Raw genomic sequence first — 19,753 nt, 5'->3', positions numbered from 1 at the left:
TTAAATAAATAAATTATGAGTCAATCATAAATAACAACCTTTAATATAATTTGACTACCAAATTTATATTCGTTCACAAAATAGTCATGCATTGTGTGCAATAGAAACAGTTCAGATAAAAATAGGGATCTACTTCACAATTTAAATGAGAAACTAAAACTTACATCTTGAAATAATCTCATTGATTGGATGAATATTTGTAGTGCAGTGACATCATTTTTAAATAATAGTTCAAATAAAAGGGCTCACGATGAAAAAATTAACAGTGGCAATTTCTGCTGTAGCTGCATCAGTACTGATGGCGATGTCTGCTCAGGCAGCAGAGATTTACAATAAAGACAGTAACAAGCTGGATCTGTACGGAAAAGTTAATGCTAAGCACTACTTCTCTTCTAACGATGCAGATGATGGCGACACAACTTATGTTCGTCTGGGCTTCAAAGGCGAAACTCAAATCAACGATCAACTGACTGGTTTCGGTCAGTGGGAATATGAATTCAAAGGCAACCGTGCTGAATCTCAAGGTTCTTCCAAAGATAAAACCCGTCTTGCCTTCGCTGGCCTGAAATTCGGTGACTACGGCTCCATCGATTATGGCCGTAACTACGGTGTAGCATACGATATCGGTGCATGGACCGACGTTCTGCCAGAATTCGGTGGCGATACCTGGACCCAAACAGATGTGTTCATGACTGGTCGCACCACAGGTGTTGCAACCTATCGTAACAACGACTTCTTTGGTCTGGTTGATGGTCTGAACTTTGCTGCTCAGTATCAGGGTAAAAATGACCGCACTGACGTAACTGAAGCTAACGGTGATGGTTTCGGTTTCTCCACTACTTATGAGTATGAAGGATTCGGTGTAGGTGCAACCTATGCTAAATCTGACCGCACTAATGATCAGGTTATCTACGGTAACAACAGCCTGAATGCATCTGGTCAAAATGCTGAAGTATGGGCAGCTGGTCTGAAATATGATGCGAACAACATCTATCTGGCTACCACCTATTCTGAAACCCAGAACATGACTGTTTTTGGTAATAACCATATTGCCAACAAAGCACAAAACTTCGAAGTAGTTGCACAATATCAGTTCGACTTCGGTCTGCGTCCGTCCGTTGCTTACCTGCAATCTAAAGGAAAAGACTTGGGTGCGTGGGGTGATCAGGACCTGGTTGAATATATTGATGTAGGTGCAACCTATTACTTCAACAAAAATATGTCCACTTTTGTTGATTACAAAATCAACCTGATTGATAAGAGCGATTTCACGAAAGCATCTGGCGTTGCTACCGATGATATCGTTGCTGTAGGATTGGTTTACCAGTTCTAATCTGATTACTCAAAGATATGTTGTGGGAGGCTTTGCCTCCCACAACATATAAGTGGCCCCCTCAAGCCACTTTCCTTAGAAGCACTATCTTGCTTCTGACTATATAAACCTTCTGTTATATATTACCCTTTATTTTCTGGGGCGTTTCAACGCCCCATTTTTAATAATACTCAGTGAACAATTAACGTATCAATTAGATTTAATAGCAACGATATCCGTACCTAACCTGATATCTAATGTCATAAGCATCCCTTTAATTATCCCCTCAACCTCTTGTAACTTTCCCACTCTTGAGCTCCACATAGTCCAAACGCCGGATGCAAAAAATCACACGTGCATTTCTGAAATTGTGATGGAGGAAGATAGTATCAATTATATGTGCTTATAAACGTCCCCGATTAGCGCAGAAGTCACCGGATTGTTAAGGCTCCAATAGGTTGAGTATGCCGTATTTATTTTCCAAAATAAAAATCGATGCTGTTGCTCCTTCATAAAATACTTTTACTCTCTGGACGCTTTTCTTAGCTCTCTTGGTGTTATCTTAAAACGATTATGGAACCTTTCAGTAAAACGAGAAGGACACTTGTAACCATTTTCCCAGGCAATCTCGCTGATGGGTTTTACTGTCGTTTGTATAGCAGACAACGCATTATTTAACCTCACGTCGTCCAATATACTTTGAAAACTTACTCCCTCGCTTGCCAGACGGCGATGCAATGTGGAAACAGAAATGTAGAGATATCTCGCTACCTTGTTTGCTGTCCATTTTGTTCCAGGTTCGGATAGCATTAGGTTATAACAACGACTTATTAATGATTGTTTACTATCTGATAAAAGTAAACAATTAACATGATGTGCACCTAATGAAAGTAGAACGCCCATTGCTAAGTGTTCCTGAATTTGCGTTGAGAAGCCTCGGGAAATAGATGTTTTTAGTTGCTCCCAACAATATATTAACTCGGGGTTCTGAGGTAAGCAGAAACCTGTCGTGTTACGAATTTGATCAGTTATCGCATAAAGTTTTTGAAACTTTTCAATTAGATCAATGGGATAATAAAGCATTTCTGCAAGATAAAGACCTGCTTCTGGATAATTCGCAATATAAAATTCATATCCACAGGGAAATAATATTATCTGATTATTATCAACAGTTAGACTATGCGTCTCCCAATTGATAACTTTTTTTCCCTGACGAATACGACATAAAGCTGGCATAAGAGGCTTAACCCTGTGAATCTCATGATGTTTATGCATCCGTATTTCTTCAATCTTTAGGTTAGTCCTATCTTTTGCCAGCATACTCTTATCCTACTTTACCTCATAAACGGGTGTTATCTCAGCGGTTGCAATTTTATTGGCATTAAGCATATAACCAACTAACGCTCCGCTGGAATTAGAATCCACAGGAATCTTATCAGTTTTTAGAGCCCATATTTTAAACTGGTAATGATGGGGTTTATCTCCTTTGGGAGGACATGCTCCACCAAATCCTGCATAACCAAAATCATTTCGGCCTTGAACAGCACCAGTCGGAAGTTTTGTACCATCACGTCTTCCTGCATCAGCGGGCAAATATGTTACAGTTGCTGGAATATTAGCAACAGTCCAGTGCCACCATCCACTGCCTGTAGGCGCATCTGGATCATACACAGTTACGGCAAAGCTTTTGGTGCCTTCTGGAGCACCAGACCAGGTTAATGAGGGCGATGTATTACCCCCCTCACACCCAAATCCAGAAAATACATGAGACGTTGTAAGTTGCTCTCCTGTTTTTATTTCATTACTAGTGACCTGAAATGCTGCGGCCTGCGCAGAAAATGTTATGAATGCCAATACACTTGAAACGATAAGTTTTTTCATAAAAACCTCATTGTTGTGACCTATCGTTATTTTATTTGATGTGCCTTAATCTCATTATGCATAAAGGCGCAATGATCGCGCAAATGCAATCATAATTATAAAGTTGCCCCGAACATTAGCCATAATATGCACAAATCAGATTCCTGTTATCTCAAGGATGATTATTTTTTAATGCGGTGCACTTCGTGACAACAAGTTAATGACTAACACACCGGCACAAATCAACATCATGCCTATGATGGCTGGCAGGTCCAGTCGTTGACCAAAAAATCCCCAGGAAAGCAAACTAATCAGAACGATACCGACTCCTGACCAGATAGCATAAGCAATCCCTGTAGGTATATAAGCCAGTGTCTGAGCTAATAACCAAAATGATGCACAATAGCAAATAATTGTGCCAACAGAGGGCCATAACCGTGTAAACCCCTCTGAAAACTTCATTAAGGTTGTACCAATGACCTCTGCAAGTATTGCGCCACCAAGATAAATATAAGGGTTCATAGCATATTCTTTCCTGTTCATACTGGAGAGAATTGTACTACAGTTTGAACACAACTCACCGTTTTCATCCTGGTGTATGTGTATCCAGGGGGCTCTGGCGTGGCAAGAGATAAAGGCAGGAACAATAATGATCAGAAGGAACCCCAGGCTAACGAAAGGGTTCACTCTTCCTGGGAGCAAAGCGAAGACAAAACATGTTATCGCGTTTACGGATCGTGGATGGCAGAAAACAACCAGGATCAGGTATCCATTTTAAACCAGAAATTGAGTGAGTTTGCCCCATCCATGCCCCACGCGGTGAGATCGGATGTAATCAACAACAGGTTACACAACCTACACCTGCATGCTCATCACTTCCTGATACGCCGCTACCAGCTTATTACGCACCTGAATCCCCATTTGCATAGAAACTGAGGCTTTTTGCATATCGGTCATCACATCGTTTAACGCCACGCCGGGTTCACCGAGAGTGAATTTTTCTGCCTGCGTGCGGGCGGCTGTTTGTGTATCGCTTATGCGATCGAGCGCGGCGTGCAGCTGCCCGGCAAAACTAATGGTCGGTTGCGGCAGTGATTCCTGCGCACGCGCACTCATCGCCGTGGTCTGTAACTGGCTGATAACCCCTTCAATCCCCTGTATCGCTGACATTTTCATCTCCCGGATAATTTCTGGTAGCAAAGCCTACCAGTAAGTCAATAAGACAAAGGCGCTAAATAGCAACAAAAAAACGGGTTTATTGGCGGATAGAAAAAAACGAAAGCACAAATAATGGGAGCGTCAATTTTTCGAGTTTGCTGACCCGGGAGTGAGTCTTGTTCCACTTTGCCAATAACGCCGTCCATAATCAGCCACGAGGTGCGCGATGAATGCGACTGCAGCCCAGACAAAATCTCTTGAGTGGCTTAATCGCCTGCGTGCGAATCCGAAAATTCCATTGATTGTTGCCGGTTCCGCAGCAGTAGCGGTCATGGTCGCACTGATCCTGTGGGCGAAAGCCCCCGACTACCGCACATTATTCAGCAATCTTTCCGATCAGGATGGTGGCGCAATTGTCAGCCAACTGACGCAAATGAATATTCCTTACCGCTTCAGCGAAGCCAGCGGCGCTATTGAAGTTCCGGCAGATAAAGTTCACGAACTGCGCCTGCGCCTGGCGCAACAAGGTTTGCCCAAAGGCGGCGCGATCGGTTTCGAACTGCTCGATCAGGAAAAGTTTGGTATCAGCCAGTTCAGCGAACAGGTGAATTATCAGCGGGCGCTGGAAGGCGAGCTTTCTCGTACCATCGAAACTATCGGCCCGGTAAAAGGGGCGCGCGTACATCTGGCAATGCCGAAACCGTCTTTATTCGTCCGTGAGCAAAAATCCCCTTCTGCATCAGTGACGGTAAATCTGTTACCCGGCCGCGCACTCGATGAAGGACAAATTAGCGCCATTGTACATCTGGTTTCCAGCGCGGTGGCTGGTCTGCCGCCGGGAAACGTCACGCTGGTGGATCAGGGCGGACATCTGTTAACCCAGTCCAACACCAGCGGGCGCGATCTTAATGACGCTCAGTTGAAATATGCCAGCGATGTCGAAGGCCGTATTCAGCGGCGTATTGAAGCGATCCTGTCGCCTATTGTTGGTAACGGTAATATTCACGCCCAGGTCACGGCGCAACTGGACTTCGCCAGTAAAGAACAAACGGAAGAACAGTATCGCCCTAACGGTGATGAATCTCAGGCGGCGCTTCGTTCACGCCAGCTTAATGAGAGCGAGCAAAGCGGTTCCGGTTATCCGGGCGGCGTACCGGGGGCGTTGTCGAATCAACCGGCACCTGCGAATAACGCGCCAATCAGCACGCCTCCGGCAAATCAAAATAACCGCCAGCAGCAGGCGAGCACCACCAGCAATAGTGGGCCGCGTAGCACACAGCGGAATGAAACCAGTAACTACGAAGTCGATCGCACCATTCGTCATACCAAAATGAACGTGGGCGATGTGCAACGTCTGTCAGTCGCGGTAGTGGTGAATTACAAAACCTTGCCAGACGGTAAACCATTGCCTCTCAGCAACGAACAGATGAAACAAATTGAAGATCTGACCCGCGAGGCGATGGGCTTTTCTGAAAAACGCGGTGACTCGCTCAATGTCGTCAACTCGCCGTTCAATAGCAGTGACGAAAGCGGCGGAGAACTGCCGTTCTGGCAACAGCAAGCGTTTATCGATCAGTTACTTGCTGCCGGTCGCTGGTTGCTGGTACTGCTGGTGGCGTGGCTGCTGTGGCGGAAAGCGGTACGCCCGCAGCTAACACGTCGCGCCGAGGCGGTGAAGACTGTGCAGCAACAGGCGCAGGCCCGCGAGGAAGTGGAAGATGCGGTGGAAGTCCGTCTGAGCAAAGACGAACAACTCCAACAACGGCGCGCTAACCAACGACTGGGGGCAGAAGTCATGAGCCAGCGTATCCGTGAAATGTCTGATAACGATCCGCGCGTGGTGGCGCTGGTCATTCGCCAGTGGATAAATAACGATCATGAGTAACCTGACAGGCACCGATAAAAGCGTCATCCTGCTGATGACCATTGGCGAAGACCGGGCGGCAGAGGTGTTCAAGCACCTCTCCCAGCGCGAAGTGCAAACTCTGAGCGCTGCAATGGCGAACGTCACGCAGATCTCCAACAAGCAGTTAACCGATGTGCTGGCGGAGTTTGAGCAAGAAGCTGAACAGTTTGCCGCACTGAATATCAACGCCAACGATTATCTGCGTTCGGTATTGGTCAAAGCTCTGGGTGAAGAACGTGCCGCCAGCCTGCTGGAGGATATTCTCGAAACCCGCGATACCGCCAGCGGTATTGAAACGCTCAACTTTATGGAGCCGCAGAGCGCCGCCGATCTGATTCGCGATGAGCATCCGCAAATTATCGCCACCATTCTGGTGCATCTGAAGCGCGCCCAGGCCGCCGATATTCTGGCGTTGTTCGATGAACGTCTGCGCCACGACGTGATGTTGCGTATCGCCACCTTTGGCGGCGTGCAGCCTGCCGCGCTGGCGGAGCTGACCGAAGTACTGAATGGCTTGCTCGACGGTCAGAATCTCAAGCGCAGCAAAATGGGCGGCGTGAGAACGGCAGCCGAAATTATCAACCTGATGAAAACGCAGCAGGAAGAAGCCGTTATTACCGCCGTGCGTGAATTCGACGGCGAGCTGGCGCAGAAAATCATCGATGAGATGTTCCTGTTCGAGAATCTGGTGGATGTCGATGATCGCAGCATTCAGCGTCTGTTGCAGGAAGTGGATTCCGAATCGCTGCTGATCGCGCTGAAAGGGGCCGAGCAGCCACTGCGCGAGAAATTCCTGCGCAATATGTCGCAGCGTGCCGCCGATATTCTGCGCGACGATCTCGCCAACCGTGGTCCGGTGCGTCTGTCGCAGGTGGAAAACGAACAGAAAGCGATTCTGCTGATTGTGCGCCGTCTTGCCGAAACTGGCGAGATGGTGATTGGCAGCGGCGAGGATACCTATGTCTGATAATCTGCCGTGGAAAACCTGGACGCCGGACGATCTCGCGCCACCACCGGCAGAGTTTGTGCCAATGGTCGAGTCGGAAGAAACCATTATTGAAGAGGCCGAACCCAGCCTTGAGCAGCAACTGGCGCAACTGAAAATGCAGGCCCACGAGCAGGGTTATCAGGCGGGGATTGCCGAAGGTCTCCAGCAAGGTCATGAGCAGGGCTATCAGGAAGGCCTGGCCCAGGGGCTGGAACAAGGTCTGGCAGAGGCGAAGTCTCAACAAGCGCCAATTCATGCCCGGATGCAGCAACTGGTCAGCGAATTTCAAACTACCCTTGATGCGCTTGATAGTGTGATTGCTTCGCGCCTGATGCAGATGGCGCTGGAGGCGGCACGCCAGGTGATCGGTCAGACGCCAACGGTGGACAACTCGGCACTGATCAAACAGATCCAACAGTTGTTGCAGCAAGAACCGTTGTTCAGCGGTAAACCGCAGCTGCGCGTGCACCCCGATGATCTGCAACGTGTTGATGATATGCTCGGCGCAACTTTAAGTTTGCATGGCTGGCGCTTGCGGGGCGATCCCACCCTCCATCCTGGCGGCTGTAAAGTCTCCGCCGATGAAGGCGATCTCGACGCCAGTGTCGCCACCCGCTGGCAAGAACTCTGCCGTCTGGCAGCACCAGGAGTGGTGTAATGACCACGCGCCTGACTCGCTGGCTAACCACGCTGGATAACTTCGAAGCCAAAATGGCGCAGTTGCCTGCGGTACGTCGCTATGGGCGATTAACCCGCGCTACCGGGCTGGTGCTGGAAGCCACCGGATTACAATTGCCGCTCGGCGCAACCTGTGTCATTGAACGCCAGAACGGCAGCGAAACGCACGAAGTAGAAAGCGAAGTCGTTGGCTTTAACGGTCAACGGCTGTTTTTAATGCCGCTGGAGGAAGTGGAAGGTGTCCTGCCCGGCGCGCGTGTTTATGCCAAAAACATTTCGGCTGAAGGGCTGCAAAGCGGCAAGCAGTTGCCGCTCGGTCCGGCGTTATTAGGTCGCGTTCTGGACGGCAGCGGTAAACCGCTCGATGGCCTCCCCTCCCCCGATACGACGGAAACCGGTGCGCTGATTACCCCGCCATTTAACCCATTGCAACGTACACCGATTGAACATGTGCTGGACACCGGCGTGCGCCCAATCAATGCCCTGCTTACCGTCGGGCGCGGGCAGCGTATGGGGCTGTTTGCCGGGTCCGGCGTTGGTAAAAGTGTGCTGCTGGGGATGATGGCCCGTTACACCCGCGCCGATGTCATTGTCGTGGGTTTGATTGGTGAACGAGGGCGCGAAGTAAAAGATTTTATTGAGAATATCCTCGGTGCCGAAGGACGTGCACGCTCCGTGGTGATTGCCGCTCCAGCGGATGTTTCTCCGCTCCTGCGAATGCAGGGTGCCGCCTATGCCACGCGCATTGCCGAAGATTTTCGCGATCGTGGTCAGCATGTGTTGCTGATTATGGACTCCCTCACCCGCTACGCGATGGCCCAGCGTGAAATTGCGCTGGCGATTGGCGAACCACCTGCCACTAAAGGTTATCCACCGTCGGTGTTTGCCAAATTACCGGCACTGGTCGAGCGTGCCGGAAATGGTATTAGCGGCGGCGGCTCGATTACCGCGTTTTATACCGTGCTCACCGAAGGCGATGACCAGCAGGACCCCATTGCCGACTCCGCGCGGGCAATCCTCGACGGTCACATTGTGCTGTCTCGCCGACTGGCGGAAGCCGGGCACTATCCGGCTATCGATATTGAAGCGTCGATCAGCCGCGCAATGACGGCGTTGATCAGCGAGCAACATTATGCGCGAGTGCGCACCTTCAAACAGCTGTTGTCGAGTTTTCAGCGTAACCGCGATCTGGTTAGCGTCGGTGCGTATGCCAAAGGCAGCGATCCAATGCTCGATAAAGCCATCGCCCTGTGGCCGCAGCTGGAGGGCTATTTGCAACAAGGCATTTTTGAACGCGCGGACTGGGAAGCGTCTCTCCAGGGGCTGGAGCGTATTTTCCCGACAGTGTCATAACCCAGGAGATAACGGCAGATGGCAGAACATGGTGCGCTGGCGACCCTGAAAGATCTGGCAGAAAAAGAGGTAGAGGATGCCGCGCGCCTGCTGGGTGAAATGCGTCGCGGATGTCAGCAGGCGGAAGAACAGCTCAAAATGCTGATCGATTATCAGAATGAATATCGCAATAACCTCAATAGCGATATGAGTGCCGGGATGACCAGCAACCGCTGGTTCAACTATCAGCAGTTTATCCAGACGCTGGAAAAAGCCATTACTCAGCATCGCCAGCAACTTAATCAGTGGACGCAGAAAGTTGACATTGCCCTGAACAGCTGGCGAGAAAAGAAACAACGTTTGCAGGCCTGGCAGACACTGCAGGAACGGCAATCCACGGCGGCACTGCTTGCAGAAAACCGCCTCGATCAGAAAAAGATGGATGAGTTCGCCCAGCGCGCCGCCATGAGGAAACCTGAATGATTCGCATAGCGCCCTTGATTACCGCTGACGTTGATAACGCCACATTGCCTGGCGGCAAAGCCAGCGATGCTGCACAAGATTTTCTCGCGTTGTTGAGCGAAGCATTAACAGGCGAGGCAACAACCGACAAAGCGACTCCCCAGTTGCTGGTGGCAACAGATAAGCCCACGGCAAAAGGCGAGCCGCTGGTCAGCGATATTCTTTCAGACGCGCAACAAGCAGATTTACTGATCCCTGTGGATGAAACACCGCCTGTCATCAACGACGAACAATCCACATTAACACCGTTAACCACCGCTCAGACGATAACGTTGGCTGCGGCGGCTGACAACAATACGGCAAAAGACGAAAAAGCGGATGATCTGAATGAAGACGTCACCGCAAGCCTGAGTGCCCTTTTTGCGATGTTGCCGGGTTTTGACAATACGCCCAAAGTGACTGATGCACCGTCAACCGTGTTACCGACAGAGAAACCAACGCTTTTCACAAAACTGACTTCTGCGCAACTCACTACAGCACAGCCTGATGACGCCCCCGGCACGCCAGCTCAGCCATTAACAGCGCTGGTAGCAGAAGCCCAGAGTAAAGCGGAAGTCATCAGCACACCTTCACCGGTGACCGCTGCCGCCAGCCCGCTAATCACTCCACACCAGACACAGCCACTGCCCACCGTCGCCGCGCCTGTCTTGAGTGCACCGCTGGGTTCTCACGAATGGCAACAATCATTAAGCCAGCATATTTCGCTGTTCACCCGCCAGGGGCAACAAAGTGCAGAGTTGCGTCTGCACCCACAGGATTTAGGTGAAGTGCAAATCTCCCTCAAAGTGGATGATAACCAGGCGCAAATCCAGATGGTTTCGCCGTATCAGCACGTACGCGCCGCCCTGGAAGCAGCGCTGCCGGTACTGCGTACGCAGCTGGCCGAAAGTGGCATTCAGTTAGGGCAAAGCAACATCAGTGGCGAAAGCTTTAGTGGTCAGCAGCAGGCCGCTTCCCAACAACAGCAAAGCCAACGCACAGCAAACCATGAACCTCTGGCGGGGGAAGACGACGATACGCTTCCGGTTCCCGTCTCTTTACAAGGGCGTGTAACAGGCAACAGCGGCGTTGATATTTTCGCCTAACGTCAGAGGTAGCACCGTAATCCGCGTCTTTTCCCCGCTTTGTTGCGCTCAAGACGCAGGATAATTAGCCGATAAGCAGTAGCGACACAGGAAGACCGCAACACATGACTGATTACGCGATAAGCAAGAAAAGCAAGCGATCGCTTTGGATCCCGATTCTGGTATTCATTACCCTCGCGGCCTGTGCCAGCGCAGGTTACAGCTACTGGCATTCGCATCAGGTTGCCGCTGAAGACAAAGCGCAGCAACGCGTCGTGCCCTCCCCGGTCTTCTATGCGCTGGATACCTTTACAGTCAATCTGGGCGATGCGGATCGCGTGCTTTATATCGGCATAACCCTGCGACTCAAAGATGAAGCTACCCGCTCGCGGCTAAGTGAGTATTTGCCGGAAGTCCGTAGCCGTTTGCTGTTACTGTTTTCGCGTCAGGATGCTGCCGTACTGGCGACAGAAGAAGGCAAGAAAAACCTGATTGCCGAGATTAAAACCACACTTTCCACCCCGCTTGTTGCCGGGCAACCGAAACAGGATGTCACCGACGTGCTGTATACCGCTTTTATTCTGCGATAACGACATGGGCGATAGTATTCTTTCTCAAGCTGAAATTGATGCGCTGTTGAATGGTGACAGCGAAGTCAAAGACGAACCGACAGCCAGTGTTAGCGGCGAAAGTGACATTCGTCCGTACGATCCGAATACTCAACGACGGGTTGTGCGCGAACGTTTGCAGGCGCTGGAAATCATTAATGAGCGCTTTGCTCGCCATTTTCGTATGGGGCTGTTCAACCTGCTGCGCCGTAGCCCGGATATTACCGTCGGGGCCATTCGCATTCAGCCGTACCATGAATTTGCCCGCAACCTGCCGGTGCCGACCAACCTGAACCTTATCCATCTGAAACCGCTGCGCGGCACAGGGCTGGTGGTGTTCTCACCGAGTCTGGTGTTTATCGCCGTGGATAACCTGTTTGGCGGCGATGGACGCTTCCCGACCAAAGTGGAAGGCCGTGAGTTTACCCATACCGAACAGCGCGTCATCAACCGCATGTTGAAACTGGCGCTTGAAGGCTATAGCGACGCATGGAAGGCGATTAATCCGCTGGAAGTTGAGTACGTGCGTTCGGAAATGCAGGTGAAATTTACCAATATCACCACCTCGCCGAACGACATTGTGGTTAACACGCCGTTCCATGTGGAGATTGGCAACCTGACCGGCGAATTTAATATCTGCCTGCCATTCAGCATGATCGAGCCGCTACGGGAATTGTTGGTTAACCCGCCGCTGGAAAACTCGCGTAATGAAGATCAGAACTGGCGCGATAACCTGGTGCGCCAGGTGCAGCATTCACAGCTGGAACTGGTGGCCAACTTTGCCGATATCTCGCTACGCCTGTCGCAGATTTTAAAACTGAAACCCGGCGACGTCCTGCCGATAGAAAAACCCGATCGCATCATCGCCCATGTTGACGGCGTCCCGGTTCTGACCAGTCAGTACGGCACCCTCAACGGTCAGTATGCGTTACGGATAGAACATTTGATTAACCCGATTTTAAATTCTCTGAACGAGGAACAGCCCAAATGAGTGACATGAATAATCCGGCCGATGACAACAACGGCGCAATGGACGATCTGTGGGCTGAAGCGTTGAGCGAACAAAAATCAACCAGTGGCAAAAGCGCTGCCGACGCGGTGTTCCAGCAATTTGGCGGTGGTGATGTCAGCGGAACGTTGCAGGATATCGACCTGATTATGGATATTCCGGTCAAGCTGACCGTCGAGCTGGGCCGCACACGAATGACCATCAAAGAGTTATTGCGTCTGACGCAAGGATCAGTCGTGGCGCTGGACGGTCTGGCGGGCGAACCGCTGGATATTCTGATCAACGGTTATTTAATTGCTCAGGGCGAAGTTGTCGTAGTCGCTGATAAATATGGCGTGCGGATCACCGATATCATTACTCCGTCTGAGCGGATGCGCCGCCTGAGCCGTTAGTGATGAATAACCACGCTACTGTGCAATCTTCCGCGCCGGTTTCTGCTGCGCCACTGCTGCAGGTGAGCGGCGCACTCATCGCCATTATTGCCCTGATCCTCGCTGCTGCCTGGCTGGTAAAACGGCTGGGATTTGCCCCGAAACGCACTGGCGTTAACGGTCTGAAAATTAGCGCCAGTGCTTCGCTGGGCGCGCGTGAACGGGTTGTGGTGGTCGATGTGGAAGATGCACGGCTGGTGCTCGGCGTTACCGCAGGGCAAATCAATCTGCTGCATAAACTTCCCCCTTCAGCACCAACGGAAGAGATACCGCAGACCGATTTTCAGTCGGTCATGAAAAACTTGCTTAAGCGTAGCGGGAGATCCTGATGCGTCGTTTGTTGTCTGTCGCACCTGTCCTTCTCTGGCTGGTTACGCCCCTCGCCTTCGCGCAACTACCGGGTATCACCAGCCAGCCGCTGCCTGGCGGTGGACAAAGCTGGTCGCTCCCGGTGCAGACGCTGGTGTTCATCACCTCGTTGACGTTTATTCCGGCAATTTTACTGATGATGACCAGTTTCACCCGCATCATCATTGTTTTTGGTTTATTGCGTAACGCGTTGGGAACACCCTCCGCGCCACCTAACCAGGTATTGCTGGGACTGGCGCTGTTTTTGACCTTTTTTATTATGTCGCCGGTGATCGATAAAATTTATGTCGATGCGTACCAGCCATTCAGCGAAGAGAAAATATCAATGCAGGAGGCGCTGGAAAAAGGGGCGCAGCCGCTGCGTGAGTTTATGCTGCGTCAGACCCGCGAGGCGGATTTAGGGTTGTTTGCCAGACTGGCGAATACCGGCCCGTTGCAGGGACCTGAAGCTGTGCCGATGCGCATTTTGCTCCCGGCCTACGTGACCAGCGAGTTGAAAACCGCATTTCAGATAGGCTTCACGATTTTCATTCCTTTTTTGATTATCGACCTGGTGATTGCCAGCGTGTTGATGGCATTGGGGATGATGATGGTTCCCCCAGCCACCATTGCTCTGCCCTTTAAACTGATGCTGTTTGTACTGGTGGATGGCTGGCAATTGCTGGTCGGTTCGCTGGCGCAGAGCTTTTACAGCTAGAGAGGCAAAATGACACCTGAATCGGTCATGATGATGGGGACTGAAGCGATGAAAGTCGCGCTGGCACTGGCTGCCCCACTGTTGCTGGTGGCGCTGGTCACGGGTCTTATCATCAGTATTTTGCAGGCCGCCACCCAGATTAACGAAATGACGCTGTCGTTTATTCCGAAAATCATCGCCGTATTTATCGCCATTATTATTGCCGGACCGTGGATGCTCAATCTGTTGCTGGATTACGTCCGCACCTTGTTCACTAACCTGCCGTATATCATCGGGTAGGCCGTACAATGATGCAGGTAACAAGCGATCAATGGCTTTCCTGGTTAAGCCTGTACTTCTGGCCGTTACTGCGCGTGCTGGCGCTCATTTCTACCGCACCAATTCTGAGCGAACGCAGCGTGCCGAAACGGGTAAAACTGGGTCTGGCAATGATGATCACGTTCGCTATTGCCCCATCATTACCTGCCAACGATGTTCCTGTTTTTTCGTTCTTTGCTCTGTGGCTGGCCGTGCAGCAGATCCTGATCGGCATTGCGCTTGGTTTTACCATGCAATTTGCCTTTGCCGCTGTGCGAACCGCTGGTGAAATTATCGGTCTGCAAATGGGGCTGTCATTTGCGACGTTTGTCGATCCGGCCAGCCATCTCAATATGCCCGTTTTAGCGCGTATCATGGATATGCTGGCGTTACTGCTGTTCCTGACATTTAACGGTCATTTATGGTTGATTTCACTGCTGGCCGATACCTTTCACACCCTGCCAATTGGTGGCGAACCGTTGAACAGCAATGCGTTTCTGGCACTCACCAAAGCAGGGAGTTTGATTTTCCTTAACGGGCTGATGCTGGCATTACCGCTCATTACTCTGCTGCTGACCCTGAATCTGGCATTAGGCTTACTTAATCGTATGGCCCCGCAATTATCCATTTTTGTTATTGGATTTCCATTAACTCTGACTGTCGGTATCTCTTTAATGGCGGCATTAATGCCGTTAATTGCGCCTTTTTGCGAACATTTATTCAGTGAGATGTTTAATTTGCTGGCTGATATTATTAGTGAATTGCCATTAATATAATTCCGTAACGTTTATCATGTTATCCTAAGGATTATCCGAAAAATAATACCTACGAACATCTTCCAGGATACTCCTGCGGCGAAATATTTGTTTTAAGCTCACTCACATATCGCAACATTTACTTTACTTTAAGACAATTCCAGGCAAATTATACAACACTTTACGGGATAGTAAGTCCGCCTGAAAAATCGCGAGAGTGGCGCATTAGGTGACCCATGTTGTTCCGTTTAGTCATGATGAAATATTCAGGTAAGGGGAATTATCGTTACGCATTGAGTGAGGGTATGCCATGTCAACGATTATTATGGATTTATGTAGTTACACCCGACTAGGTTTAACCGGGTATCTGTTGAGTAGAGGGGTTAAAAAAAGAGAAATCAACGACATTGAAACCGTTGATGACCTTGCCATAGCTTGTGATTCACAGCGCCCTTCAGTGGTGTTTATTAATGAGGACTGTTTCATCCACGATGCTTCTAACAGTCAGCGTATCAAGCTCATCATTAATCAACATCCCAATACGTTATTTATCGTTTTTATGGCAATTGCCAATGTTCATTTTGATGAATATCTATTGGTCAGAAAAAATTTATTGATCAGTTCTAAATCGATTAAACCGGAATCTCTCGACGATATCCTTGGCGATATTCTGAAAAAAGAGACAACGATAACCTCGTTTTTAAATATGCCGACGTTATCATTGAGCCGAACCGAATCGAGTATGTTGCGAATGTGGATGGCAGGTCAGGGAACCATTCAAATCTCTGACCAAATGAATATCAAAGCCAAGACCGTTTCATCGCATAAAGGTAATATTAAACGTAAGATCAAAACGCATAATAAACAGGTTATCTACCATGTCGTCCGACTGACGGATAATGTGACTAATGGTATTTTTGTCAACATGCGCTAACACATTCTGACTGGTGGTTTCCCACCAGTCAGGCTGAATTAGATTACTCTGCTTTCTCCACAAAGATACCGTCCTGATGCCCTGCTTCATTAAAGAACCAGATGCCGAGCGGGTAGTCTTCCAGCGAAACCAGGTACATTGTGCCTTCACTAAACTCCTCAACTGCCAGTACCACGCCAGGACGACGCGGACCGCCATCCGTTTTGACTGTTACCCGATCATTCACCTTCATCGTTTTCCTCCTGTGGCTTTGTGCCAGTGTAGAACAATTTCGTTTTTCTGGCAGCGCCAGGCGCGCGCGAGTGCTGATTTTCTCGACGGTCTATACTTAAGAGATGCCAGGCGGACTTAACGACTGGCCGCAACAACAGAGTAACGGTTGCGAGGAAAGATGATGAAAACCGCAAAAGAGTACAGCGATACCGCAAAACGTGAGGTCAGCGTCGATGTCGATGCCCTGCTGGCGGCGATCAATGAAATTAGCGAAAGCGAAGTTCATCGCAGCCAGAACGATTCTGAACACGTTAGCGTCGATGGACGTGAATATCATACATGGCGTGAATTGGCGGATGCCTTCGAACTGGATATTCATGACTTCAGCGTCTCTGAAGTGAATCGTTGAATGCACAATAAAAAAATCCCGACCCTGAGGGGGTCGGGATGAAACTTGCTTAAGCAAGAAGCACTTAAAAAATTCGTTACACCAGGAAATCTGATGTGTTCATCACCTTATCCGCAATTTTTTTCGCTGACAAGAAAATATTCGTGATATGAATGATTAACGCTACTTATGAATAGAAATGTGACGCGCGTCACCCCTTGGTGGCTCTGGCGTCAACGGGATCGCTCCCGAAAAAATCATCTTTGATAATTTGTGCTGTTTTGAGAATCATCCTGGTAAGGGGAGTACTGCGCAACCATGCTTTCAATTCAACAACCACTACTGGTTTTTAGCGATCTTGATGGCACCCTGCTGGACAGTCATAGTTATGACTGGCAACCAGCTGCCCCCTGGCTCAGCCGTTTACGCGAAGCGAATGTTCCCGTCATTCTCTGTAGCAGTAAGACATCAGCCGAAATGCTGTACTTGCAAAAAACGTTGGGGCTACAAGGTTTACCGCTGATTGCCGAAAATGGCGCAGTGATCCAGCTTGCTGAGCAATGGCAGGATATAGACGGTTTTCCACGCATCATCTCAGGTATTAGCCATGGCGAAATCAGCCAGGTTTTAAATACGCTACGCGAGAAAGAACATTTTAAATTCACAACTTTTGATGATGTCGACGATGCAACCATTGCCGAATGGACGGGATTAAGCCGTAGCCAGGCGGCGCTGACGCAGCTACATGAGGCGTCGGTAACGCTAATCTGGCGCGACAGTGACGAGCGTATGGCACAATTTACCGCTCGTCTGAACGAACTGGGCTTGCAGTTTATGCAGGGTGCGCGCTTCTGGCACGTCCTGGATACCTCTGCCGGAAAAGATCAGGCTGCCAACTGGATTATCGCGACCTATCAACAATTGTCAGGCAAACGCCCAACCACACTTGGCCTGGGCGATGGGCCAAACGATGCGCCCTTACTGGAGGTAATGGATTACGCGGTGATTGTGAAAGGGTTAAACCGTGAAGGGGTGCATCTGCATGATGAGGATCCGGCCCGCGTCTGGCGAACGCAGCGTGAAGGACCGGAAGGCTGGCGTGAAGGGCTGGACCATTTTTTCTCCGCCCGTTAAGCGTTATCGCTCGCGCATACCCGATTGCGCCCGGCCTGTTTAGCGAGATAAAGCCGACGGTCGGCCAGTGACTGGAGTTGTTCAAAATCATAATCACCGGTTTCCTCGCTGCTGCTTACCCCCAGCGAGGCACTGATGCGTATCGTCGTACTCTTGGCGATCAACATCTCTTTTTCAATTAACTTCAGGCGAATACGTTCTGCGACCTCCGCAGCCTCCGTCAGACTCGCGCCAGGCAGAATCACACAAAACTCCTCACCACCGACCCGCCCGGCAACGTCGTGCGCACGCAAGGAACTGCTAATTAATCCGGCAGCATGGGAAAGAACACGGTCGCCCGCCTGATGGCCAAAGCGGTCATTAATCGCTTTAAAATGGTCAAGGTCGACCTGAATGACAGAAAAAGGATGTTGGTGCGTCTGACACAATTTAGCGAGCGGACGGGCTTTTTCGAACAGTGCGCCACGGTTATATAAGCGGGTTAAGGTGTCGTGCCACGCCTGCCACTGCAACGAGCTTTGCAAAACATACATGTTGCTGACCATCCGGCGAATCACATACCAGGAGATGAGTAACATGGTGGTAAAGAGCGCCCACAGCAGGGTTAATGCAATGCTGATACTGCCGAAATCACCCCGCACGCCTTCGCTTAGCGTATGGACGCGCACCAGCACACCGTCGAAATGGTCCAGACGTTCCCAGCTAACATAACGACTGTTCATACGAATGCCGCCCCGCGTGTCATGTTCCATTGCCTGCGCCAGCAAGGCCAGTTCACGAGGATCAAAAATATTCCCTGTTGGATGGTCAGGATTGGAAGAGGTCAAAAATCTCAGCTTATTGTCATAGAGCTGATACTCACCATCGAGGTTTTTATCGATGGCGTTTCTTAAAAATTGCTGCATAGTACGCACGGGAATACTCATCCCCAGCACGCCATACCAGTAGTTATTACTGTCTACCGGAACACTGACGGTAACCTGCGGTTCAGTATTGCTGGCGTGTTCCGGTTGCGAAGTGAACCAGCGTACCGCGCGGTGACGATTTTCTCGTTGCGAATGGCCGATAAACCAGGGTTGGGTGACATAGCCGTAATAACGCGTTGGTACATTGCGCGTAAACAAGGTCGGCTGCGTCGAAACGTAAAATCCGGCACGCGAGACATACATCGCCTGTTCAACCATCGACGAGGAGTTGTGCGCCAGTCGCAGCAAGTAACCAACTTCCAGTGCAGCGGTAATTTCATTGTCGAGGCTTTCATTTTCGCGAGACAGGAGATTCCCCTCGCTGACTAATGCATCCGATACGCCATTGACTGGCAGGGTGCGTCGTCGGTTGAGTTCGATTTGCCAGGCGTGCTCGTCGCGATGCTGTTCGAACTCGGTTACGGCATTACGCAGAGAGGTGAAATCCAGTGGCGCTACGAGAGCTTCGCGCATGCCATTACGCAAAAAGATCAGTTTGTCGACGTTATACTGCAAATGCTTATCGAGCGCGTTGGCTACGTTTTCCAGATGATTACGCTGGCTGGAGATATAGGCATCTTCCAGCACTACCACTTCGCGCCAGGTCAGCAAGGTGGAAAAAAGCAATACCACGATAAAGCAGAGATTAACCACATGACCAGGCCCCAGGCGGCGTGCGAGTTTTTTCAACCAGCTCTGGTTTTCCATTTTTGTCTCGTGCTGCACCCTGACGGCTCCCAACCTGCTTTTTTATGATTCTGGCATAACCCGGCGATAACGTACCGCAAAACAGCGATAATTTTATAATGGTGGCATGATAAGACGCGACTATCATTCATTGCAGGCATTGGCACACCAGGCCGGATGTGATCCGGCCTGGTGTTAATGATACCCTTTCAAACTTCTTCCGCAGAACGACTCCCCTCCCCCGGAACAAGCTCGGTTTCATGAAAAGCTTCCCGCTTGACCCCGTAACCGTCATACCAACGACACTCAACCATACCGCTGGAGTATCCAGTGACAATCATCCGCGGGCCGCCCTCTTTAACCGTAACTTCCTCACTAACCATAAAGCTCATACTCGCCTCCTTTTTTCGAGTGAAACTTGTTCACCTTAGTTGAAGATGGCGAAT

24 protein-coding genes are annotated in these 19,753 nt (G+C 50.1%); 17 read left to right on the top strand and 7 right to left on the bottom strand.

The annotated features are described in order from the left end of the window. Positions 1-250: 250 nt before the first annotated feature. Positions 251-1,333, top strand: a complete 1,083-nt coding sequence (ompC, locus tag ACJHX7_RS03050) for a porin OmpC (RefSeq protein ID WP_000737290.1) — start codon at positions 251-253, stop codon at positions 1,331-1,333. 501 nt (positions 1,334-1,834) lie between these two features. Here the strand turns inward: ompC and ACJHX7_RS03045 are convergent. The 4 genes from ACJHX7_RS03045 to fliE form a co-directional block, all read right to left on the bottom strand. Continuing rightward, positions 1,835-2,632: a helix-turn-helix transcriptional regulator gene (locus ACJHX7_RS03045; RefSeq protein ID WP_094029895.1), complete on the bottom strand. Its 798-nt coding sequence runs from the start codon at positions 2,630-2,632 to the stop codon at positions 1,835-1,837. A 9-nt stretch (positions 2,633-2,641) separates the two neighbouring features. Continuing rightward, positions 2,642-3,193, bottom strand: coding sequence for a Raf kinase inhibitor-like protein YbcL (gene ybcL / locus ACJHX7_RS03040; protein ID WP_001613319.1), 552 nt, complete (start codon positions 3,191-3,193; stop codon positions 2,642-2,644). Positions 3,194-3,361: 168 nt separating this feature from the next. After that, positions 3,362-3,694 carry a multidrug efflux SMR transporter EmrE gene (gene emrE / locus ACJHX7_RS03035; RefSeq protein ID WP_001070440.1) on the bottom strand — a complete coding sequence of 111 codons (333 nt, stop codon included), beginning with the start codon at positions 3,692-3,694 and terminating at the stop codon, positions 3,362-3,364. 333 nt (positions 3,695-4,027) lie between these two features. Then, positions 4,028-4,342, bottom strand: a complete 315-nt coding sequence (fliE, locus tag ACJHX7_RS03030) for a flagellar hook-basal body complex protein FliE (RefSeq protein ID WP_001301376.1) — start codon at positions 4,340-4,342, stop codon at positions 4,028-4,030. Positions 4,343-4,556: 214 nt separating this feature from the next. Here fliE and fliF point away from each other — a divergent pair, with 214 nt between their 5' ends. From fliF to rcsA, 14 genes are all read left to right on the top strand, one after another. Next, the gene (fliF, locus tag ACJHX7_RS03025) at positions 4,557-6,215 is read left to right on the top strand and encodes a flagellar basal-body MS-ring/collar protein FliF (RefSeq protein WP_094029893.1); all 1,659 of its coding nucleotides are present in this window, start codon (positions 4,557-4,559) and stop codon (positions 6,213-6,215) included. Next, the gene (gene fliG / locus ACJHX7_RS03020; protein WP_000067950.1) at positions 6,208-7,203 is read left to right on the top strand and encodes a flagellar motor switch protein FliG; all 996 of its coding nucleotides are present in this window, start codon (positions 6,208-6,210) and stop codon (positions 7,201-7,203) included. The genes fliF and fliG overlap by 8 nt, the downstream gene beginning before the upstream one ends. Further along, the gene (gene fliH / locus ACJHX7_RS03015) at positions 7,196-7,882 is read left to right on the top strand and encodes a flagellar assembly protein FliH (RefSeq protein ID WP_085455385.1); all 687 of its coding nucleotides are present in this window, start codon (positions 7,196-7,198) and stop codon (positions 7,880-7,882) included. The genes fliG and fliH overlap by 8 nt, the downstream gene beginning before the upstream one ends. Continuing rightward, positions 7,882-9,255, top strand: coding sequence for a flagellar protein export ATPase FliI (fliI, locus tag ACJHX7_RS03010; RefSeq protein ID WP_000213294.1), 1,374 nt, complete (start codon positions 7,882-7,884; stop codon positions 9,253-9,255). The genes fliH and fliI overlap by 1 nt, the downstream gene beginning before the upstream one ends. Before the next feature lie 18 nt (positions 9,256-9,273). Then, on the top strand, positions 9,274-9,717 hold the full coding sequence (fliJ, locus tag ACJHX7_RS03005) for a flagellar export protein FliJ (protein WP_220415627.1): 444 nt from the start codon (positions 9,274-9,276) through the stop codon (positions 9,715-9,717). Continuing rightward, positions 9,714-10,841 carry a flagellar hook-length control protein FliK gene (locus ACJHX7_RS03000; RefSeq protein ID WP_094029892.1) on the top strand — a complete coding sequence of 376 codons (1,128 nt, stop codon included), beginning with the start codon at positions 9,714-9,716 and terminating at the stop codon, positions 10,839-10,841. Before fliJ ends, ACJHX7_RS03000 begins: the two co-directional genes overlap by 4 nt. A 104-nt stretch (positions 10,842-10,945) precedes the next feature. After that, complete coding sequence (gene fliL, locus ACJHX7_RS02995) at positions 10,946-11,410, top strand: flagellar basal body-associated protein FliL (protein ID WP_000133119.1); 465 nt, start codon at positions 10,946-10,948, stop codon at positions 11,408-11,410. Positions 11,411-11,414: 4 nt separating this feature from the next. Further along, the gene (gene fliM, locus ACJHX7_RS02990) at positions 11,415-12,419 is read left to right on the top strand and encodes a flagellar motor switch protein FliM (protein WP_001295641.1); all 1,005 of its coding nucleotides are present in this window, start codon (positions 11,415-11,417) and stop codon (positions 12,417-12,419) included. Further along, complete coding sequence (fliN, locus tag ACJHX7_RS02985) at positions 12,416-12,829, top strand: flagellar motor switch protein FliN (RefSeq protein ID WP_001282091.1); 414 nt, start codon at positions 12,416-12,418, stop codon at positions 12,827-12,829. The genes fliM and fliN overlap by 4 nt, the downstream gene beginning before the upstream one ends. A 2-nt stretch (positions 12,830-12,831) precedes the next feature. Further along, on the top strand, positions 12,832-13,197 hold the full coding sequence (fliO, locus tag ACJHX7_RS02980) for a flagellar biosynthetic protein FliO (protein ID WP_001302429.1): 366 nt from the start codon (positions 12,832-12,834) through the stop codon (positions 13,195-13,197). Beyond that, complete coding sequence (gene fliP, locus ACJHX7_RS02975) at positions 13,197-13,934, top strand: flagellar type III secretion system pore protein FliP (protein ID WP_001253450.1); 738 nt, start codon at positions 13,197-13,199, stop codon at positions 13,932-13,934. The genes fliO and fliP overlap by 1 nt, the downstream gene beginning before the upstream one ends. Positions 13,935-13,943: 9 nt before the next feature. Then, positions 13,944-14,213 (top strand): flagellar biosynthesis protein FliQ, encoded by a 270-nt coding sequence (fliQ, locus tag ACJHX7_RS02970; protein WP_000187358.1) that lies wholly within the window; start codon positions 13,944-13,946, stop codon positions 14,211-14,213. An 8-nt stretch (positions 14,214-14,221) separates the two neighbouring features. Beyond that, a complete protein-coding gene (gene fliR, locus ACJHX7_RS02965; protein ID WP_000983972.1) occupies positions 14,222-15,007 on the top strand; it encodes a flagellar biosynthetic protein FliR in 786 nt (261 codons plus the stop codon). Between the two features lie 289 nt (positions 15,008-15,296). Continuing rightward, a complete protein-coding gene (gene rcsA / locus ACJHX7_RS02960) occupies positions 15,297-15,920 on the top strand; it encodes a transcriptional regulator RcsA (RefSeq protein WP_000104001.1) in 624 nt (207 codons plus the stop codon). Positions 15,921-15,963: 43 nt separating this feature from the next. Here rcsA and dsrB read toward each other — a convergent pair whose 3' ends face one another. After that, the gene (dsrB, locus tag ACJHX7_RS02955) at positions 15,964-16,152 is read right to left on the bottom strand and encodes a protein DsrB (RefSeq protein ID WP_000867217.1); all 189 of its coding nucleotides are present in this window, start codon (positions 16,150-16,152) and stop codon (positions 15,964-15,966) included. A gap of 162 nt (positions 16,153-16,314) precedes the next feature. On the opposite strand from dsrB, the gene yodD reads away from it, so the two are divergent. Next, positions 16,315-16,542: a peroxide/acid resistance protein YodD gene (gene yodD, locus ACJHX7_RS02950; RefSeq protein WP_000844800.1), complete on the top strand. Its 228-nt coding sequence runs from the start codon at positions 16,315-16,317 to the stop codon at positions 16,540-16,542. 297 nt (positions 16,543-16,839) lie between these two features. Then, a complete protein-coding gene (locus ACJHX7_RS02945) occupies positions 16,840-17,655 on the top strand; it encodes a mannosyl-3-phosphoglycerate phosphatase-related protein (RefSeq protein WP_001602776.1) in 816 nt (271 codons plus the stop codon). Here the strand turns inward: ACJHX7_RS02945 and dgcQ are convergent. Together dgcQ and ACJHX7_RS02935 are read right to left on the bottom strand one after the other, a co-directional pair. Then, positions 17,652-19,346 carry a cellulose biosynthesis regulator diguanylate cyclase DgcQ gene (gene dgcQ, locus ACJHX7_RS02940; protein WP_094029891.1) on the bottom strand — a complete coding sequence of 565 codons (1,695 nt, stop codon included), beginning with the start codon at positions 19,344-19,346 and terminating at the stop codon, positions 17,652-17,654. The genes ACJHX7_RS02945 and dgcQ overlap by 4 nt on opposite strands. Before the next feature lie 170 nt (positions 19,347-19,516). After that, positions 19,517-19,699, bottom strand: a complete 183-nt coding sequence (locus ACJHX7_RS02935; protein WP_000009307.1) for a YodC family protein — start codon at positions 19,697-19,699, stop codon at positions 19,517-19,519. Positions 19,700-19,753 lie beyond the last annotated feature (54 nt).

This window comes from Escherichia sp. WS1451 (assembly GCF_046487365.1).
Taxonomy (GTDB): Bacteria; Pseudomonadota; Gammaproteobacteria; order Enterobacterales; family Enterobacteriaceae; genus Escherichia; species Escherichia coli.
The sequence above is the reverse complement of the archived record's forward strand: the minus strand, read 5'-3'. Positions and strand labels throughout refer to the sequence as shown.

Bases quoted from the DNA above. Each gene is read 5' to 3' on its own strand.
- ompC (WP_000737290.1), top strand. From the start codon at position 251: ATGAAAAAATTAACAGTGGCAATTTCTGCTGTAGCTGCATCAGTACTG.
- ACJHX7_RS03045 (WP_094029895.1), bottom strand. From the start codon at position 2,632: ATGCTGGCAAAAGATAGGACTAACCTAAAGATTGAAGAAATACGGATG.
- ybcL (WP_001613319.1), bottom strand. From the start codon at position 3,193: ATGAAAAAACTTATCGTTTCAAGTGTATTGGCATTCATAACATTTTCT.
- emrE (WP_001070440.1), bottom strand. From the start codon at position 3,694: ATGAACCCTTATATTTATCTTGGTGGCGCAATACTTGCAGAGGTCATT.
- fliE (WP_001301376.1), bottom strand. From the start codon at position 4,342: ATGTCAGCGATACAGGGGATTGAAGGGGTTATCAGCCAGTTACAGACC.
- fliF (WP_094029893.1), top strand. From the start codon at position 4,557: ATGAATGCGACTGCAGCCCAGACAAAATCTCTTGAGTGGCTTAATCGC.
- fliG (WP_000067950.1), top strand. From the start codon at position 6,208: ATGAGTAACCTGACAGGCACCGATAAAAGCGTCATCCTGCTGATGACC.
- fliH (WP_085455385.1), top strand. From the start codon at position 7,196: ATGTCTGATAATCTGCCGTGGAAAACCTGGACGCCGGACGATCTCGCG.
- fliI (WP_000213294.1), top strand. From the start codon at position 7,882: ATGACCACGCGCCTGACTCGCTGGCTAACCACGCTGGATAACTTCGAA.
- fliJ (WP_220415627.1), top strand. From the start codon at position 9,274: ATGGCAGAACATGGTGCGCTGGCGACCCTGAAAGATCTGGCAGAAAAA.
- ACJHX7_RS03000 (WP_094029892.1), top strand. From the start codon at position 9,714: ATGATTCGCATAGCGCCCTTGATTACCGCTGACGTTGATAACGCCACA.
- fliL (WP_000133119.1), top strand. From the start codon at position 10,946: ATGACTGATTACGCGATAAGCAAGAAAAGCAAGCGATCGCTTTGGATC.
- fliM (WP_001295641.1), top strand. From the start codon at position 11,415: ATGGGCGATAGTATTCTTTCTCAAGCTGAAATTGATGCGCTGTTGAAT.
- fliN (WP_001282091.1), top strand. From the start codon at position 12,416: ATGAGTGACATGAATAATCCGGCCGATGACAACAACGGCGCAATGGAC.
- fliO (WP_001302429.1), top strand. From the start codon at position 12,832: ATGAATAACCACGCTACTGTGCAATCTTCCGCGCCGGTTTCTGCTGCG.
- fliP (WP_001253450.1), top strand. From the start codon at position 13,197: ATGCGTCGTTTGTTGTCTGTCGCACCTGTCCTTCTCTGGCTGGTTACG.
- fliQ (WP_000187358.1), top strand. From the start codon at position 13,944: ATGACACCTGAATCGGTCATGATGATGGGGACTGAAGCGATGAAAGTC.
- fliR (WP_000983972.1), top strand. From the start codon at position 14,222: ATGATGCAGGTAACAAGCGATCAATGGCTTTCCTGGTTAAGCCTGTAC.
- rcsA (WP_000104001.1), top strand. From the start codon at position 15,297: ATGTCAACGATTATTATGGATTTATGTAGTTACACCCGACTAGGTTTA.
- dsrB (WP_000867217.1), bottom strand. From the start codon at position 16,152: ATGAAGGTGAATGATCGGGTAACAGTCAAAACGGATGGCGGTCCGCGT.
- yodD (WP_000844800.1), top strand. From the start codon at position 16,315: ATGAAAACCGCAAAAGAGTACAGCGATACCGCAAAACGTGAGGTCAGC.
- ACJHX7_RS02945 (WP_001602776.1), top strand. From the start codon at position 16,840: ATGCTTTCAATTCAACAACCACTACTGGTTTTTAGCGATCTTGATGGC.
- ACJHX7_RS02935 (WP_000009307.1), bottom strand. From the start codon at position 19,699: ATGAGCTTTATGGTTAGTGAGGAAGTTACGGTTAAAGAGGGCGGCCCG.